11 protein-coding genes are annotated in these 15,639 nt (G+C 64.2%); 4 read left to right on the plus strand and 7 right to left on the minus strand.

From position 1 onward, the window contains the following. Positions 1-11 precede the first annotated feature (11 nt). The 4 genes from AC0L2A_RS23325 to AC0L2A_RS23340 all read right to left on the minus strand — a co-directional run bounded on the left by AC0L2A_RS23325 (position 12) and on the right by AC0L2A_RS23340 (position 7,103). Complete coding sequence (locus AC0L2A_RS23325; protein ID WP_473610840.1) at positions 12-293, minus strand: type II toxin-antitoxin system RelE/ParE family toxin; 282 nt, start codon at positions 291-293, stop codon at positions 12-14. 261 nt (positions 294-554) lie between these two features. Beyond that, a complete protein-coding gene (locus AC0L2A_RS23330; protein WP_473610841.1) occupies positions 555-2,084 on the minus strand; it encodes an ABC-F family ATP-binding cassette domain-containing protein in 1,530 nt (509 codons plus the stop codon). Between the two features lie 441 nt (positions 2,085-2,525). Further along, positions 2,526-5,738 carry an excinuclease ABC subunit UvrB gene (gene uvrB, locus AC0L2A_RS23335; RefSeq protein WP_473610843.1) on the minus strand — a complete coding sequence of 1,071 codons (3,213 nt, stop codon included), beginning with the start codon at positions 5,736-5,738 and terminating at the stop codon, positions 2,526-2,528. 111 nt (positions 5,739-5,849) lie between these two features. Beyond that, positions 5,850-7,103, minus strand: coding sequence for a hypothetical protein (locus tag AC0L2A_RS23340; RefSeq protein WP_473610844.1), 1,254 nt, complete (start codon positions 7,101-7,103; stop codon positions 5,850-5,852). Between the two features lie 154 nt (positions 7,104-7,257). Here AC0L2A_RS23340 and AC0L2A_RS23345 point away from each other — a divergent pair, with 154 nt between their 5' ends. The 3 genes from AC0L2A_RS23345 (at position 7,258) to AC0L2A_RS23355 (ending at position 11,209) form a co-directional block, all read left to right on the plus strand. Beyond that, positions 7,258-8,289, plus strand: a complete 1,032-nt coding sequence (locus tag AC0L2A_RS23345; RefSeq protein ID WP_473610845.1) for a CapA family protein — start codon at positions 7,258-7,260, stop codon at positions 8,287-8,289. A 311-nt stretch (positions 8,290-8,600) separates the two neighbouring features. Further along, positions 8,601-9,560 (plus strand): hypothetical protein, encoded by a 960-nt coding sequence (locus AC0L2A_RS23350; RefSeq protein WP_473610855.1) that lies wholly within the window; start codon positions 8,601-8,603, stop codon positions 9,558-9,560. Positions 9,561-10,270: 710 nt separating this feature from the next. After that, positions 10,271-11,209, plus strand: coding sequence for a diacylglycerol/lipid kinase family protein (locus AC0L2A_RS23355; RefSeq protein ID WP_473610847.1), 939 nt, complete (start codon positions 10,271-10,273; stop codon positions 11,207-11,209). A 140-nt stretch (positions 11,210-11,349) separates the two neighbouring features. Here the strand turns inward: AC0L2A_RS23355 and AC0L2A_RS23360 are convergent, their stop codons facing one another. The 3 genes from AC0L2A_RS23360 to AC0L2A_RS23370 all read right to left on the minus strand — a co-directional run bounded on the left by AC0L2A_RS23360 (position 11,350) and on the right by AC0L2A_RS23370 (position 14,909). Next, positions 11,350-12,561: a mandelate racemase/muconate lactonizing enzyme family protein gene (locus AC0L2A_RS23360; protein ID WP_473610848.1), complete on the minus strand. Its 1,212-nt coding sequence runs from the start codon at positions 12,559-12,561 to the stop codon at positions 11,350-11,352. After that, positions 12,558-14,174, minus strand: a complete 1,617-nt coding sequence (locus AC0L2A_RS23365) for a GMC family oxidoreductase (RefSeq protein ID WP_473610856.1) — start codon at positions 14,172-14,174, stop codon at positions 12,558-12,560. Before AC0L2A_RS23365 ends, AC0L2A_RS23360 begins: the two co-directional genes overlap by 4 nt. Positions 14,175-14,336: 162 nt before the next feature. After that, positions 14,337-14,909 carry a GNAT family N-acetyltransferase gene (locus tag AC0L2A_RS23370; protein ID WP_473610849.1) on the minus strand — a complete coding sequence of 191 codons (573 nt, stop codon included), beginning with the start codon at positions 14,907-14,909 and terminating at the stop codon, positions 14,337-14,339. Positions 14,910-15,018: 109 nt separating this feature from the next. Here AC0L2A_RS23370 and AC0L2A_RS23375 point away from each other — a divergent pair, with 109 nt between their 5' ends. Continuing rightward, a complete protein-coding gene (locus AC0L2A_RS23375; RefSeq protein ID WP_027151084.1) occupies positions 15,019-15,414 on the plus strand; it encodes an acyl-CoA thioesterase in 396 nt (131 codons plus the stop codon). Positions 15,415-15,639 lie beyond the last annotated feature (225 nt).

The raw sequence follows: 15,639 nt of genomic DNA on the forward strand, positions 1-15,639 counted from the left end.
CGAGCCCTAGGTCAGTGATAGTCGGTGATTTCGACATCCTCTGCTTGCCCGTCCACCCACCGAAAGCAGACGCGGAACTGATCGTTGATGCGAATTGAATGCTGACCGGTACGATTGCCTTTCAGCGGTTCAAGCCTGTTGCCGGGCGGCGTCTTCAGGTCCGCCAGTTCAGCGGCGTTGTCGATCATGAACAACTTACGCTGAGCCGAACGAACAAGATCAGAGGGGAAGCCCTTCGGAGCCTTGCCTTTCGAAACCGCCTCGCTGGTCCTGTCCTTGAACGAACGGATCATCTGCCGTCTCCAGGAAGCGTACCATCACATGATACGTCTCGGAAGTCAAGGAAGCGTCTCATAGTGTGATACGAAATTCTTGTGATCTGAAGGTCGCGCTGACGCGTCGGAACGTCGTCATAAGTGTCTATCTCCATCCGGGGCGTTACTGCTCCACCTATGAAGGGCATTCAGAAGGGCCGCTCAGCCGAGCAAGCGGCCCCTTCGTGGTCAGATCACACCTGCCAGAGATCATCGACAGACATCCTGCCGCCAAATCACTCAACCTGCCGTCCGGGCGACCTCCCGGAAGAAATCCTCCGGGCTGTCGATCTCGGCCAGCCGCCGCTTCTCGATCAGCCAGAAGCGGTTGCCGATCGCCCTGATAAAGGAGCGGTCGTGCGATGCCAGCACGCAGCTCGCCTGATGGCCGAGCAATTCTGCCTCCAGCGCCTCCTGGCCGTCGATGTCGAGATGGTTGGTCGGCTCATCGAGCAGGTAGAAGTTGGGATTGGCAAGCCTGAGCGCCAGCATCATCAGCCGCGCCTTCTGTCCGCCCGACAGCACGCCGATCCTGCGCTCCTGCATGTCGATGCGGACGCCTGCGCCCGCGAGCAGCGAGCGGGCGCGCTGCTCGCCGACATCGAATCTGCGCGAGAGCATCGCCAGCGGCGTGTCGTCGCCGCTGATGCCCGACAATGCCTGGTCGCTGTAGCCGAGCACCGTCGACGGCGTCACCTTCACGCCTTGTGTTGCCGTCTCCGGCTCGACGACGGCATTTCTGATCAGGCTGATCAGCCGCGACTTGCCGACGCCGTTGCGGCCGAGCAGCACGATGCGGTCGCCTTGGCAGATGTGGCGCTTGCCGGTCCTGAACAGCAGCGTGCCGTCAGGCGTTTCGACCGCCACGTCGTCAAGCGTGATCAGCACCTTGGCATGGGTGCCGCGATTGGCGAGCTTTATCGCGCCCGCCGATTTTTCGCGGTGCGCCGGTGCTGCGACCTCCTCGAGGCGCTGGGCGCGCTGGTTGAGCTGCTTGGTCTTGACCGTCAAAAGGTCGCTGCCCGAATTGATGCCGATGTTGTTGAGCTTGGCCGCCTGCCGGCGCAATTGCTGCGCCACCTTCATGTCACGCTGGAATTTGCGCTCGGTCGAGGCGTCGACTTCGCTCAACGCATCGCGTGCCCGCGAATAAGGCAGCGAAAATACCGGCGACTGCTCGGGGCGCAGGAACAGCGTCCGGTTGGTCGTCGCGTCGAGGAAAGCCCGGTCGTGGCTGGCGATCACCACCGGCACCTCGCGCGGCAGTGCGTTCAGCCAGGTTTCGAGCTGGCTGATCTTGGCGAGGTCGAGATGGTTGGTCGGCTCGTCGAGAAGCAGGACATCGGGATCGGTGACCCAGACGCGGGCGATCAGCGCCAGTCTTTGCCAGCCGCCGCTCAAGGCCCGCATCGGCCGCTCGCGCATCGGCTGCGGCACGTCGAGTGAATCGAGAACGACATCGACGCGCCATTGCTCGCTTTCGGCCTGCTCGGCCTGCAAGGCGTCGGCCACCACCTGCTGAAAGCCGTGCTCGGCCAATGCTGCGGGAATGGCTTGCTCGACATAGCCGACGCGCAGGCCGCGCGTGCGTGTGATGTCGCCGGATGTCGGCTCCATCTCGCCGGTCAGGCACTTCAGCAAGGTGGACTTGCCGCGGCCATTGGCGGCGACGATGCCGAGCCGGTCGCCGGTGCCGATGCTGAGGGCAAGGTTGGAAAAGAGCGGCGCACTCATGGTGACGCCGAGGGACTTGAGGCTGATCAGGGCCATGTTGGTTTCTCTGGTCTGCCCGGAATGAATTCCGGTTCGATGCACTTTGACGGTGCGCAGGCTGGCCATCAGGCTCGGCGTTACAGCACCACGAAGGGCAGGACCAAGAAAATCGAAGCGGGAGAACCCGGACCGTCTCTGGTCAGCCCTGCAAGCAAGCTCGCAGGGCAGGGACAGGGCCGCGCTGACGGTGGTGGTTGAAAGACACGCAGCCCCTCCTTTCAAGACGTTCGAGTTGTAGAACTGGCTACACCAAGGGAGGGGCCGATGGCAAGGGCGGGCGCATCCCTTCTCCCCTTGTGGGAGAAGGTGGATCGGCGCGCAGCGCCGAGACGGTTGAGGGGTGCTGGACGGAGCACCGCTTTTGCCAAGCTGGAACACCCCTCATCCGACCGAGCTTCGCTCGGCCACCTTCTCCCACAAGGGGAGAAGGGAAGCTCGCTACCGTCCCGGCCTGCCCGTCTTACCCGGCCGGCGCTTTTCACGGCGGGCATCGGCTGGATCTTCGTAGGAGCCGATGCCGGCGCGCTGGCGGACAACTGGCTTGGCCGAACCGTCGCGTTCCTTCGCGCCCACAGGTGGGGAGATCGGCTGTGGCTTGGCCGGGACTTTTCCCTCAACAGGCTTTTCAGTCCGTCGCACCGTCATCTCGTCGAGCGAGTTCTTCTTGAACAGCGGCTTGATCGGCTCGCCCGGTATGCCGAAATCCGAGCCGTGCGCCTCTTCGGCCGACTGTTTCTTGAACAGCGAGCGCGACACCGCCCCGGCCGGCGTCGGCATGTCGGTGCCCGGACCCATCGCGTCGAGCGAGGGTTTGGCGAAGAGCGGCTTTTTGACCGGCACGGCGCCGTCGGCGCCCATCTCGTCGAGCGCGGGCTTGCGGAACAGACCCTTGCCGTCATCATCCACCGTGCGGTGGATGGCGCGGCCCTTGTTGTGCTTGCCCTTTTCGCGGCCCGAAACCGGGCTTTCCATATCGGCATATTTGGCCAGCGGATCGTCGGAGATGGACAGTTCCATCTCGCGCAGCCGCTTGATCTCGTCGCGGATGCGGGCCGCCTTCTCGAAGTCGAGATTGGCGGCGGCGTCGCGCATCTGCTTGTCCATCGCGTCGAGATGGGCTTTCAGATTGTTGCCCATCATCGCGCCGGCGCTGTCGGTGAACTGCGAGATGTCGGCGCGGACGTGGTCCTTCTCGTAGACCGAGTCCAGGATGTCGGAGATGCGCGACTTGACCGATTCCGGGGTGATGCCGTTGGCCGCGTTCCACTCCATCTGCTTTTCGCGCCGGCGGTTGGTCTCGGCCATCGCCCGCTCCATCGAGCCGGTGACCTGGTCGGCGTAGAGGATGACCTTGCCGTCGACGTTTCGGGCGGCACGGCCGATGGTCTGGATCAGCGAGGTTTCGGAGCGCAAAAAACCCTCCTTGTCGGCATCGAGAATGGCGACGAAGCCGCATTCGGGGATGTCGAGGCCTTCGCGCAAAAGGTTGATGCCGACCAGCACGTCGAAGGCGCCGAGGCGCAGGTCGCGCAGGATCTCGATGCGCTCCAGCGTGTCGATGTCGGAGTGCATGTAGCGGACGCGAATGCCCTGCTCGTGCAGATACTCGGTCAGGTCCTCGGCCATGCGCTTGGTCAGCACGGTGACCAGCGTGCGGTAGCCGGCCTTCGTCGTTTCGCGGATTTCGCCGACGACGTCGTCGACCTGGGTCTTGGCCGGGCGCACCTCGACCGGCGGATCGATCAGGCCGGTCGGGCGGATGACCTGCTCGGCAAAGACGCCGCCGGACTGCTCCATCTCCCAGGCGCCGGGCGTCGCCGAAACCGCGACCGAAAGCGGGCGCATCGCGTCCCATTCCTCGAAACGCAGCGGCCGGTTGTCCATGCAGGACGGCAGGCGGAAACCGTACTCGGCCAGCGTCGCCTTGCGGCGAAAGTCGCCGCGATACATGCCGCCGATCTGCGGTATGGTGACGTGGCTTTCGTCGATGAAGACCAGCGCATTGTCGGGGATGTACTCGAACAGGGTCGGTGGCGGATCGCCCGGCTGGCGGCCGGTGAGATAGCGCGAATAGTTCTCGATGCCGGCGCAGGAGCCGGTGGCTTCCAGCATCTCGAGGTCGAAGCGGCTGCGCTGCTCCAGCCGCTGCGCCTCGAGCAGGCGTCCGGCGCGCTCGAGTTCGACCAGCCGCTGCTTGAGCTCTTCCTTGATCGATTTGATAGCCTGATTCAAGGTCGGGCGCGGCGTCACATAGTGCGAATTGGCGTAGATCTTGACGCTCTTCAATTCGCCGGTCTTCTGGCCGGTCAGCGGGTCGAACTCGGTGATCGCCTCGATCTCGTCGCCGAACAGCGAAATACGCCAGGCGCGGTCTTCCAAGTGGGCCGGAAAAATCTCTATCGTGTCGCCGCGCACGCGGAACGAGCCGCGGACGAAATTGATATCCTGCCGCTTGTATTGCTGCGCGACGAGATCGGCGAGCAGCGCGCGCTGGTCGAGCCGGTCGCCGATCTGCATCTGGAAGGTCATCGCCGTGTAGGTCTCGACCGAGCCGATACCGTAGATGCAGGACACCGAGGCGACGATGATGACGTCGTCGCGCTCCAGCAGCGAGCGCGTCGCCGAATGGCGCATGCGATCGATCTGCTCGTTGATCGACGATTCCTTTTCGATGAAGGTATCCGTCCGCGGCACATAGGCTTCCGGCTGGTAGTAGTCGTAGTAGGAAACGAAATACTCGACGGCATTCTCCGGGAAGAATTTCTTGAACTCGGAATAAAGCTGCGCGGCCAGCGTCTTGTTGGGGGCGAGGATCAAGGCAGGGCGCTGCGTCTCCTCGATCACCTTGGCCATGGTAAAGGTTTTTCCCGAGCCGGTGACGCCGAGCAGCACCTGGGTGCGGTCGTTGTCGTTGACGCCCTCGACAAGGTCCTTGATCGCCGTCGGCTGGTCGCCGGCCGGCTCGAAATCCGACACCATCTTGATGGCAATGCCGCCTTCGGATTTTTCGGGCCGAGCCGGGCGGTGCGGCGTCCACAGCACGCCGTCCTTGTGCAGCGGGTTGCCGGATTCGATCAGCGCCGACAGCGCCGCAACAGTGGCGGTGACGCCGCCGGAGGCCATGGTCTCGGCTTCCTCCAGCGAAACATCGAGGCCGGCGACCGGATTGAGGCCGGCCGCGGTTCGCTCCCTGGCAGACGCCGCGCCACCCATGGAGGTGCCGCGCGCCGTGCGGCCGGGGGAAGAGGAGCGTTCAGGGATCTTTTTCGCCTTGGCGACTTCCCTCCCCCTTGAGGGGAGGGTGGCGGCGGAGCCGCCGGGTGGGGTCGGTGCGGCCGGGCTCGACGTGCCCTCATGTTGAGCGCTTCCTTTGCCGACCCCCTCTGTCGCCTTCGGCGACATCTCCCCCTCAAGGGGGGAGACTTGGCGCCCTTCCTTTTCGGCCTCCTGCTCGATCTGCTCGGCCCAATCGGCGATCGAGCCGGTCAGCGGCGGGCCTGACAATTCAGCCTGCGGCGCCTCGGCAAAACCGCGCTTGTGCAGCGGCTCGGACGCATCGAGGAAATCGGTCAACGGGCTGCGCCGCTTGGGCGGCGAAGCACGATCGTCACGCGCCGGCGGCGGCGTCTTTTTGTCGGGAAGTTTGGCCATGCCCCAAATATGGGAGGTATCGGCCAAAATGGAAAGAGCGGAGTGGCCAGGGGCGCGAGGGGAAACCAGGCTGCTGACACAAGGGTGTCAGGAGCGATGTCGAACGCGCCCTCAGTTGAACCACAGCGCAAAGGTCAAAAACCCGGCGCCGCCGAACTGGCGCCGGATCTGGTCGAACTCTTCGCTGGTGAGGATCTTTCCGCTGTCGAGATAGGGCGCGATGGCCGGGCCGGTGATCGACAGCACCAGGTCGAAGGGCTTTGGCTCGTCGAAGAAGCGCTTCATGTTGATGCCTTTGTCGGCGAAGCGGAAATGCGGCAGCAAGGTGCGGCCTTCGAGCAGGTCCTCGGCCATATCAAGCGCGGCGTGCCAGGCCTGGACCTGCTCCTCGCCGACCTCCAGGCCGGTGAGCGGGCTGGCGCCTTTCTGTTGCGGGCCGGGCAGCCATTCACGGTCGTTGTCGGTCTCGGCGCGGATCGCCTTCCAGTCTTCGCGGGACAGCCGGATCATCTCCATGAGATGGCTACGCGCCGCTTGCCGCCGCTCCGGTTCGACCACCGGCCAGTTGACCAGATGGACCAGCGAGATGAAGTCTGCGATGCGCCACTCGGCCGACAACATGCCGCCGCCCATGCCGCCGTCCGGCGGCACGAGCGTGTCCTGCAGCGGCAGTTTTGCGCGCGGAAACAGCATGTGGAACGAGCCGTCGAAGGCGTTGCTGAAGTCATGCGCCAGCCAGAAATCCGCCTGCGCCATCAGGAATTCGGCATAGCCCTGCAGCCAGTAGCCATCGGCGCGGTCGAAGCGGAAGGTGAGGGCGGGTGCGGCCGGGTCTGGCGCACCGCCGCCGCGTGACAGGGACGCCATGATCGCGGCGGCACTTTCGTCCGGCGCGATCTGGCCGTCCTCGTTGAGGTCGATGCCGAGACGGGTGAGGTCGACCTCGATGCCGGTGTCGGCATCGGCAGGCACGGATCCAAGCGTGGCTGCGGACTTTTCCAGCCGATCGCGGAAGGCGACCAGGATGGCGCGGAAGCCGTCGTAGGTCAGTGGCGCGGGATTGGGATTGTCCGGCACCGGCAGCCGCATCAGCGGCAGCATGAACGATTGCGGGCTTTCGAAACCGTGGCGGTGCAGGCCGCCCGCCAGGATCTCCAGCGCGGTGAAGAACTGGCCGGCGCCGGCGGCGTAGGCCGACGCAGGATCAGTGGGCGCAGCGGCTTCCAGCGCAGCAAGCGTGCTGTCGCGGTCGGCTACGGTTTTTGCCTCGAACAGGGCGGCCGGTTCGCGGGCCGCGGCACCGGCGGAAGCAACCGGCAGCAGCAGAAGAAGGGCGGATGCCAGCAGGCTCGGAAATCGCGTCATCTTGGTCCTCCGGTATGCCGTTCGGCGGCAACCATATACGCATCTTGTGTGTTGCGCCTACTGCGGGCTTCTGGCCGCACGATTGCGAACGGAGGCGCTTCGCTATATCGGGCGCATCGTCTACCGTGGCCATTCATCCCGGTGCAGGCTGCGCGTGTCGAATTATCCGCTTTCCTACAAATTGTCCTGGCTGCCACGCTTCTTGAAGCCTTCGCTCAGCGGCGATCGCCAAGGCCTTGCGCCAGCGGCAGGAATCATGATCGAGCCGCCACCGGCGCGGACGGTGCGGTTCGCCTTTGTCGGCGATATCTCGGCGGTGGCCAATCGCAGCGCGCCGCAATGCGACCCGGCGATCGCCACGCTGCTCGGCTCCGCCGATCTGGTGATCGGCAATTGCGAAAGCCCGGTGGTGGAGCGACCGAGCGCGGCGATGGGCACGAAGCTTGGCACCCGTCACGCCATGACCGAGCGGTTTCTTGCCGAGGCGCTGGCGTCAGTAGGCATCTCGCGTGAGAAACTGGTGCTGTCGCTCGCCAACAACCATGCGCTCGACCAGGGCGTCGAGGGTTTTGACGAGACCGTGGCAGCGCTGGAACGGCTTGGCATCCGCAGCATCGGTACCGCGGCCGCCGGTCCGGTCGAACGCGTCGCAGTCGGGCCGCTGACAATAGGCTTCGCCGCCTTCACACTGTGGCGCAACGCCGGCGCGGCGGCGTTCGCCGGCCGTGTGTCGATGCAAGGCGACCCCGCACTATGGCCGCGCCGCGACGCCGTCGACCTTACCTGCGCCGTGCCACATTGGGATTGGGAATTCCGGCATTTTCCGCAAGCTGAAACGCGGGCGCTGGCCCGGCGTCTGGCCGCGCAGGACGTCGGGCTGATCGCTGGCCACCATGCCCATGTCGTGCAGCCGGTGGAGCGGATCGGCAAGGCGCTCGTCGCCTATGGGCTCGGCGATTTCCTCGGCACCGCCTTTGCGCGCCAGCCATGGCCCGGCCGCATCGGTAGCATCCTGACCGTCGATATCAGCGCCGACGCCGGCACGCGTGGCGCCATTGCCGCCTACCGGCTGCATCCCTTGATGCGGCTGCGCGCCGGCGACCATGAGCGGCTGGTTCCCGTCGAGGCGCTGGAGGACCGAATGCGCAGCAAAGTCGAAGGCCGGTTGACTGCGATTTTTCCGTAGCGCCGTAAGTGAGGGCTAGTCGCACGTTGCTTATCGCACAAGTATGGCGCTGCCCCTCATTGTCCTGCCGGACATTTCTCCCCGTAAACGGGGAGAAAGACGCCGTCATTTGATGACTTCACGAATCACAGCCTCGCCGAACGAGCGCCAGCGCAGCGACAGCGGGCTTCTCCCCGTTCACGGGGAGAAGGTGCCGGCAGGCGGATGAGGGGCAGCGCAAACATCTGCTTGAGGAGCGCTGCCTCTCAGTGCTGTAGTCGAGATGTCGATAAAATCGGCTATCATGAGTTTGTTAGGGGCGTGGGATGGCGATGGAAGCAGCGGATTTCATGCCTGATGAAGCTGACATCGCCGGCATCAAGCGCAATCTCGCGGCCTACGAGGCCGAAAGGGCTTCGGCCTACCGGCAAGTCCGCTGGCGGGTGCCGCTGTTCATCGGACTGGTGTTGGTGTTCGTGGCGCTTGTCGCCTGGCTTTTCAACAGGATCGCCGATCCCTACGAGCAATGGCTCTCGACGCCGCATGTGTTGCTCTATGTCGTCGGGTTGGTGGCGGCGATCCTGCTCTATTTCCAGGCGATCAAGCCGACGAGCAGGTTGCAGCTCCGCAAGACACTGCTGCCGATCATCTTCGGCTTCATCAGGGACCTGCGCTACGAGCATGAGGTGACGCCGAATTCGTTCGACCGGCTGCCGCGCGAGACGATCGGCACGTTCACCAACAAGCGCTTCGACGACATCGTATCCGGCCGTTACGAGGGATTTCCGTTCGAGCTTTACGAAGCCGATCTCCGGCAAGGCACGGGCGGCACGATAGCATTCAAGGGGATCGTCGTTGCCTTCGAGACCATGGTGCCGTTCCCCGGCATATTGGTGGCCGCCCGCCGGAGTGAGATGGCCGTCGGGTTCTTCCGCGGCATGTTCGCCAGCAAGATGCAGGAATTGTCATGCGGGGTGCCCGAGCTCGATGCCGCCTACGACTTCCGCAGCGACAATGTCGAAGCGGCGCAGCCGCTGGTGAGCGGCCGGCTGGCGCAGGCACTGACATGGCTCAAGGAGACATGGCCTGATGATCCGGCGCGGGTCGCGCTCAATGGCAGCGACGGATTTTTACTCCTGCCGCAGACGAGGAATTTTTTCGAGCTGCCCGATATCTCGGTGCCGCTCGACTACGCCAAGCATGTCGCGCCTATCATTGCCGACATTGGGGCGATGCTGGCGACGGCGGCGCTGGTGCGCAAGATCGGCGCAACGGACGCGGCGGCGGGTTAGCCCGAACTTGAGGTCTGCTGCCAGCTTCTGAATCAACACCAGGAAGCTTCCCTCCGGGCGAACCGCGTGAGACAGGTGGTCAAATCGCGAGAGAAGCCCAAAAAACAGTCGGCGCCGGGATTTCTCCCAGCGCCTCCCTGTCAGATCAGGACACGGTCGCGGCAGCAACTTCCGTAAAGACGTCGCGCCATGCCGGCCTTGATGTTGACGGTCCTGCCAGCCACTGCCCGAGGGCAGCGTCCGTTCGGGACCTCGCCAGTCTCCACCCTTGCAAGCTTCGTCCAGCGCGCCATCGAAGGTTTTTGCCGTCCTTCATGGCAGCATCGGTCCGCCGTAGGCGTTCGCACGCTTTCCGCGGCCCCGTAGTCTCGGTCCTCAAAACAGGCAAGCCTGCGTTCGGGGCCGTACGGGCCTCAGGAAATCTGCCGTTTCGCTTTGCCTTTCGACTTGGCAATCGGTAGCCGCCTGAGATGGGCTTAATGTAGGGGAGATAAGCGTTCGGCGAAACGGTTGCGCGCCTGTGGATAGCGGGATTATCGGGGACCAGGGCCTGCCTCGGCGCGTTTATTTTGCCGAGATGCGGGGCGGGACACGCCCATCCTGCGGCGAGCTGCAGGATTCTGCCCTTGCCCCACACTGCGGCGCGGGCTTCAATGCCGGCGAAGGATTTTAGGACAGCAGTGTCGTTGCTGTCCTATGGGGAGGCATTCTTGAAGGTCGGGGTGGTTCTCAATCCGATTGCCGGCGGCGGCTGGCTCAAGCGGCATTGGCCGGAGGTCAGCGCTTCGCTCAGGAAACATTTCGGCGATTTCGAGCTGCGCGAGACGCAGGCGACCGGCGACGCCGAACGGCTGGCGCTGGTCCTTGCCGCCAGCGGCTGCGACCTGGTGATCGCGGCGGGCGGCGACGGCACCGCCAGCGAAGTTGCCGATGGGCTGCTGCAGGCGTTTGCGGAAAGCGGCCGGACGGCCGAGCTCGGCCTGCTGCCTTGCGGCGCCGGCATCGATTTCGCCCGCGGGCTCGGCCTGTCTGGTGAGGTCGACCTGACGCTGAAGCGCATCGCCGAGGCCAAGGCCCGCCGGGTCGATGCCGGCCGCATCTCCTATGTCGACGACCATGGCGCGCTGGCCAGCCGCCATTTCATCAACATCGCCAGCCTCGGCCTGTCGGGCGCCACCGACCGCGCGGTCAACGCCGACAAGCGCAAGGGCAATGTGTCAGCCAAGGCGCTGTTCTACTGGCGCACCGTGTGGGAATTCATGCGCTACCGGTTCCAGGACGTCGTGATCACCATCGACGATGGCGTCCCGGTCGAGGCGCGCGTCGCCCTGGTGGCGGTGGCCAACGGAAAATTCTTCGGCGCCGGCATGATGATCGCGCCGGATGCCGAACTGGACGACGGTCAGTTCGACATCGTCATCCTGCGCGCGGCTGGCAAGCTGAAGCTGATCTGGGATATCCGTCTGCTCTATGGCGGCCGGCATCGCAACCATCCGGCAATCACCATTTTGCGCGGCAGGAAAGTCGTTGTCGAACCGCTCGGCGATGTGCAAAAGAACGGCGCTCTGGTCGACATAGACGGCGAGTCGCCGGGGCGCATACCGGCGACCTTCGAGATCCTGCCCGGCGCGCTGACGCTGAGGTATTGAATCAAGCTGTTGAGACCTTGGTTCCGGTCGCTTCGATCGTGATTTAGGCGGCCAGGACAACATGCTGGAATCGCGTGACAATTACCTGACGGCAGAGCTTGAGCCTGGCCGGGAAACCCGGTCGCATCTCTTGCGCGCGCTCACGGCGTCAACGGCGTCTGCATCATCTGCAGATGCAGCTCTGTGCCGGTCCAGGGATGCGCTTCGCAGACGGCTTCGTCGAGCTCGACGCCAAGGCCCGGCTCCTTCGACGGAATGACGTTGCCGTCCTGCCACTCGATCTTCTTCTTCAGCAGTTTTTCGTGAAAACCGTCCCACTGCTTCAGCGATTCCAGGATGAGGAAGTTGGGCAAGGTCACGGCAAGCTGGATGTTGGCCGCGCCGACGATCGGCCCGCAATAGCAGTGCGGGGCGACCTGGATGTGATAGGCCTCGGCCATGGCGGCGATCTTCTTGGTTTCGAGAATGCCGCCGGAGCGGCCAAGGTCGGGCTGCAGAATGGTCGCGGCGCGGTTCTCGATGACGCGGGCAAACTCGAACTTGGTCGTCAGCCGTTCGCCGGTGGCGATCGGGATCGAGGTGCCGCGCGCCACCTGCGCCATCACTTCGGGCATGTCGGGCGGCACCGGCTCCTCGAACCACAGCGGGTCGTAAGGTTCGATGGCGCGGGCCATGCGCAGCGCGCCCGATGCGGTGAACTGGCCATGCGTGCCGAACAGGATGTCGGCCCTTGTGCCGACCGCCTCGCGGATAGCCTTGATCATGCGGGCGGAGAGATCGATGTCGACGAGGCGCGGCTGGTGACCGTCAAAGGCGGTGTAGGGGCCGGCCGGATCGAGCTTGACGGCATTAAAACCCTGCTCGACATATTCAAGCGCGCATTCGGCCGCCAGGCCGGGGTCGTTGTAGACGTTCTTGCCGCGCGCATCTTCCGAATGGACGCTGCCGCTGTGCGGATAGAGATAGGTATAGGAACGCAACGTTTCGTTCACCTGGCCGCCGAGCAGCTTGTAGACCGGCTTGCCGGCCTCCTTGCCGATGATGTCCCAGCAGGCGATTTCGAGCGCCGAAAAACAGCCCATGCCGGACACGTCCGGGCGCTGGGTGAAGCCCGACGAATAGGCGCGGCGGAAGAAGTTCTCGATGTCGTGCGGATCGCGGCCGATCAGATAGCGTTCGGCCATGTCCTCGATCATCCTCGCGGTGACGTGGGCGGAGAAGGTGGCGTTGTAGGCCTCGCCATAGCCGACGACGCCGCCGTCGGTGGTGAGCTTGACGAAGATGAAATACTTGCCGCCGATGCCGGGCGGCGGATTGCCGACAACCCAGGTTTTGACGTCGGTGATTTTCATTTTTGATCCTCCAGAACCAGTTCGGCGCCCTTCCATCCGGTCATGATCGCGGCGGCGTTGGTGTTGCCGGTGATGTTGTCGGGAAAGATCGAGGCGTCGATGACGCGCAAGCCTTCGAGGCCGTGAACCCGCAGGCGCGGGTCGACGACGGCGCGCGCAGCGTCCGGCCCCATGCGGCAGGTCGAGACCGGGTGGTAGACAGTGCCCGAGCGCTTTCTGAAATCCTGGATGATATCCGCGTCGGAGGTGATTGACGGGCCCGGCAACACCTCTTCCTCGATGATCTCGGCCATTGCCGGCATGGCGGCGATCTTCCTCAAGAATTTCACCGCCGCCAGCATCTCGGCGACATCAGCCTCGGTCGAAAAGGCGTTGGCGACGATCTTCGGATAGTCGCGCGGATTGGCGGAGCGGATCATGATCTCGCCACGGCTCGAGGGACGGCAGTTGGACAGGCCGATCGAAAAGCCCGGCCACGGATCTGGGGTCAGGATCGGGCGCTCGCCGCTCTTCGGAATGACGGTCGAGAATGCCTGGAAATAGAGCTGCATGTTGGGCCGTGCCGCGGCCGGGTCGGTGCGGAAGAAGCCGCCGGCATTGTTCATCGACAGCGACAGCGGGCCGGAGCGCATCAGCATGTATTGCATGCCGACCATGAGCTTGCCCCACCACGGGCGCAGGATCTGGTTGAGCGTCGGCAGCCTGCCCTTGAAGGTGTAGTTGATGCCGACATGGTCCTGCAGGTTCGCGCCGACATTCTCGTTGGCGTGGACGACGGCAATGCCGAGGGCGCCAAGGATCGCCGAGGGACCGACCCCAGAAAGCTGCAGCAATTGCGGCGAACCGATCGAGCCGCCTGACAGGATGACCTCGCGACCGGCGCGGGCGGTTTTCGTCTCACCGTTCTGCAGGTACTCGATGCCAACGGCGCGCTTGCCCTCGAACAGGATCCTGGTCGCCAGCGCATTGATCTCGACGCGGAGGTTTTTGCGCTTCATCGCCGGGCGCAGGAAGGCGCGGGCGGCCGACATGCGGCGGCCGTTCTTGGTCGTGATCTGATAGATGCCGGCGCCTTCCTGGGCGGCGCCGTTGAAATCCGGATTGAACGGCAGGCCGGCCTGACTGGCGGCCGCCAGATAGCGCTTGGTCAGCGGATGGACCGAGGTCGAGCAGTCGGTGATATGCAGCGGACCGCCAACCCCGCGCCATTGATCGGCGCCGGCCTGATTGTCCTCCAGCGCCTTGAAGACGGGCAGCAGGTCGTCGAAGGCCCAGCCGGGATTGCCGGCCGCTGCCCAAGCGTCGAAATCCTCGCGCGCGCCCCTAATCCAGACCATGGCGTTGATCGAGCTCGAGCCGCCGAGCAGCCTGCCGCGCGGCCAGTGGTCGACATTTCCGGCGAGGCCGGGGTCCGGCTCGGTCTTGTAGTTCCAGTTGACCGCAGGGTCGAAGAAGGTCTTGCCGTAGCCGAGCGGCATCTGGACGTAGAAACGCCGGTCGCTGCCGCCGGCCTCGAGCACCAGAACCGAGAAACGGCCGGAAGCCGACAGTCTTTCGGCCACAACCGAGCCGGCCGAGCCGGAGCCAACAATGATGAAATCATAGGTCTGCATGATGGCTGCGGCCGGCTCCGAATTCTCGCTCAACCTAGACGCCGCAAGCCGCCGCGATCACCAGAGCTTCCGGCATCGCCTGTGAAAAAAGCGACCGGCAATTCATTTGCAGTCGGTGTCCTGCCCGAAGCGGCCTTTGCCGCGTGGCCAAGCGGTCCAGCATTACACGCCATCATCAGCATTTTGCGTGAAATCATAACGCATGATCGGGCGGGCTGGCACCCTGCGGGCGACGACCCTGAACCCGGCGCGAGCGAAGGTGGAGGCGTATCCGCTGCCGGAAGCGCTCGGCGATACGCCGGCATCAAAAGGATAGGCCTCGAGTGCAGGGGCGTTTGCGCGCCTTGCAGCTTGCAGCGCCGCTGCGATCAGGTGAGACGTGATGCCTTGTCGGCGGTATTTTTTTCGCACGTAGAGGCAGGACAAGGACCAGACCGGCGCATCATCCACCCGCTTCAACTGCCACAGCCGATCGAGCCAGGGCACGGCATCGCGGGGTGTCACCTGGCACCAGCCGACAGCAGTAGCGCCGTCGAAAGCGAGTACGCCTGGAGGCGGACCATGCTCGACGGCTTGTCGGAACGCAGCCTTGTTTTCCTCGCCTGGTCGCTTTCGATAAGAATTGCCGATCCGCCCGTACATACACCAACAGCGACTGCAGACAGCGCTCTCACCGAACAGCTCCTCGAGCGCGGGCCATAGATCTGATGTCAGAGGGCGAGAGGTAAGTTTCATGTCAGCTGCCTTTCTCAACTCGCTGTGCGCAGTCTAGCACCTGGCAGCGCGTTGACGCATCGGTGCCATCCCGATACGGGAGAAGATCGATATCGAGGGGATTTGGCGCATGGTGCATTACGCGGACGGGCGGCCGATTGGCGATCTGACGCTCAGGACCTTGGCCATGCCTTCGGACGCCAATGCGGCGGGCGACATTTTTGGCGGCTGGGTGATGGCGCAGATGGATCTGGCCTGCGGCATCCGTGCCGCCGAGCGTGCCAAGGGCCGCGTGGTGACGGCGGCGGTGAAGGAAATGTCGTTCGCCAAGGCGATGAAGATCGGCGACACGCTGTGCATCTATACGCATGTCGAGCGCGTCGGCCGCACCTCGATGACGCTCAAGGTCGAGGCATGGGCGCAGCGCTACCTCTCCGACCTGATGGAGAAGGTCACCCACGCCGACTTCGTCATGGTGGCGCTGGACGGCGAAGGCAAGCCGAAGGCAGTTCCGGCGGAAAGCTGAGTTCTGACTTCCCTTCTCCCCTTGTGGGAGAAGGTGGATCGGCGCGCAGCGCCGAGACGGATGAGGGGTGTTGGCCGGAGCACTGTTGGTGCCAAGCTGGAACACCCCTCATCCGACCTCGCTTCGCGAGGCCACCTTCTCCCACAAGGAGGGCTTTGCACGGGGGCCGAAGTTTGACGCAGATGGCGCATGGGGCGTTTTTTGAAACGCAATCAGGCCACATTG

Source organism: Mesorhizobium sp. WSM4844 (assembly GCF_055811775.1).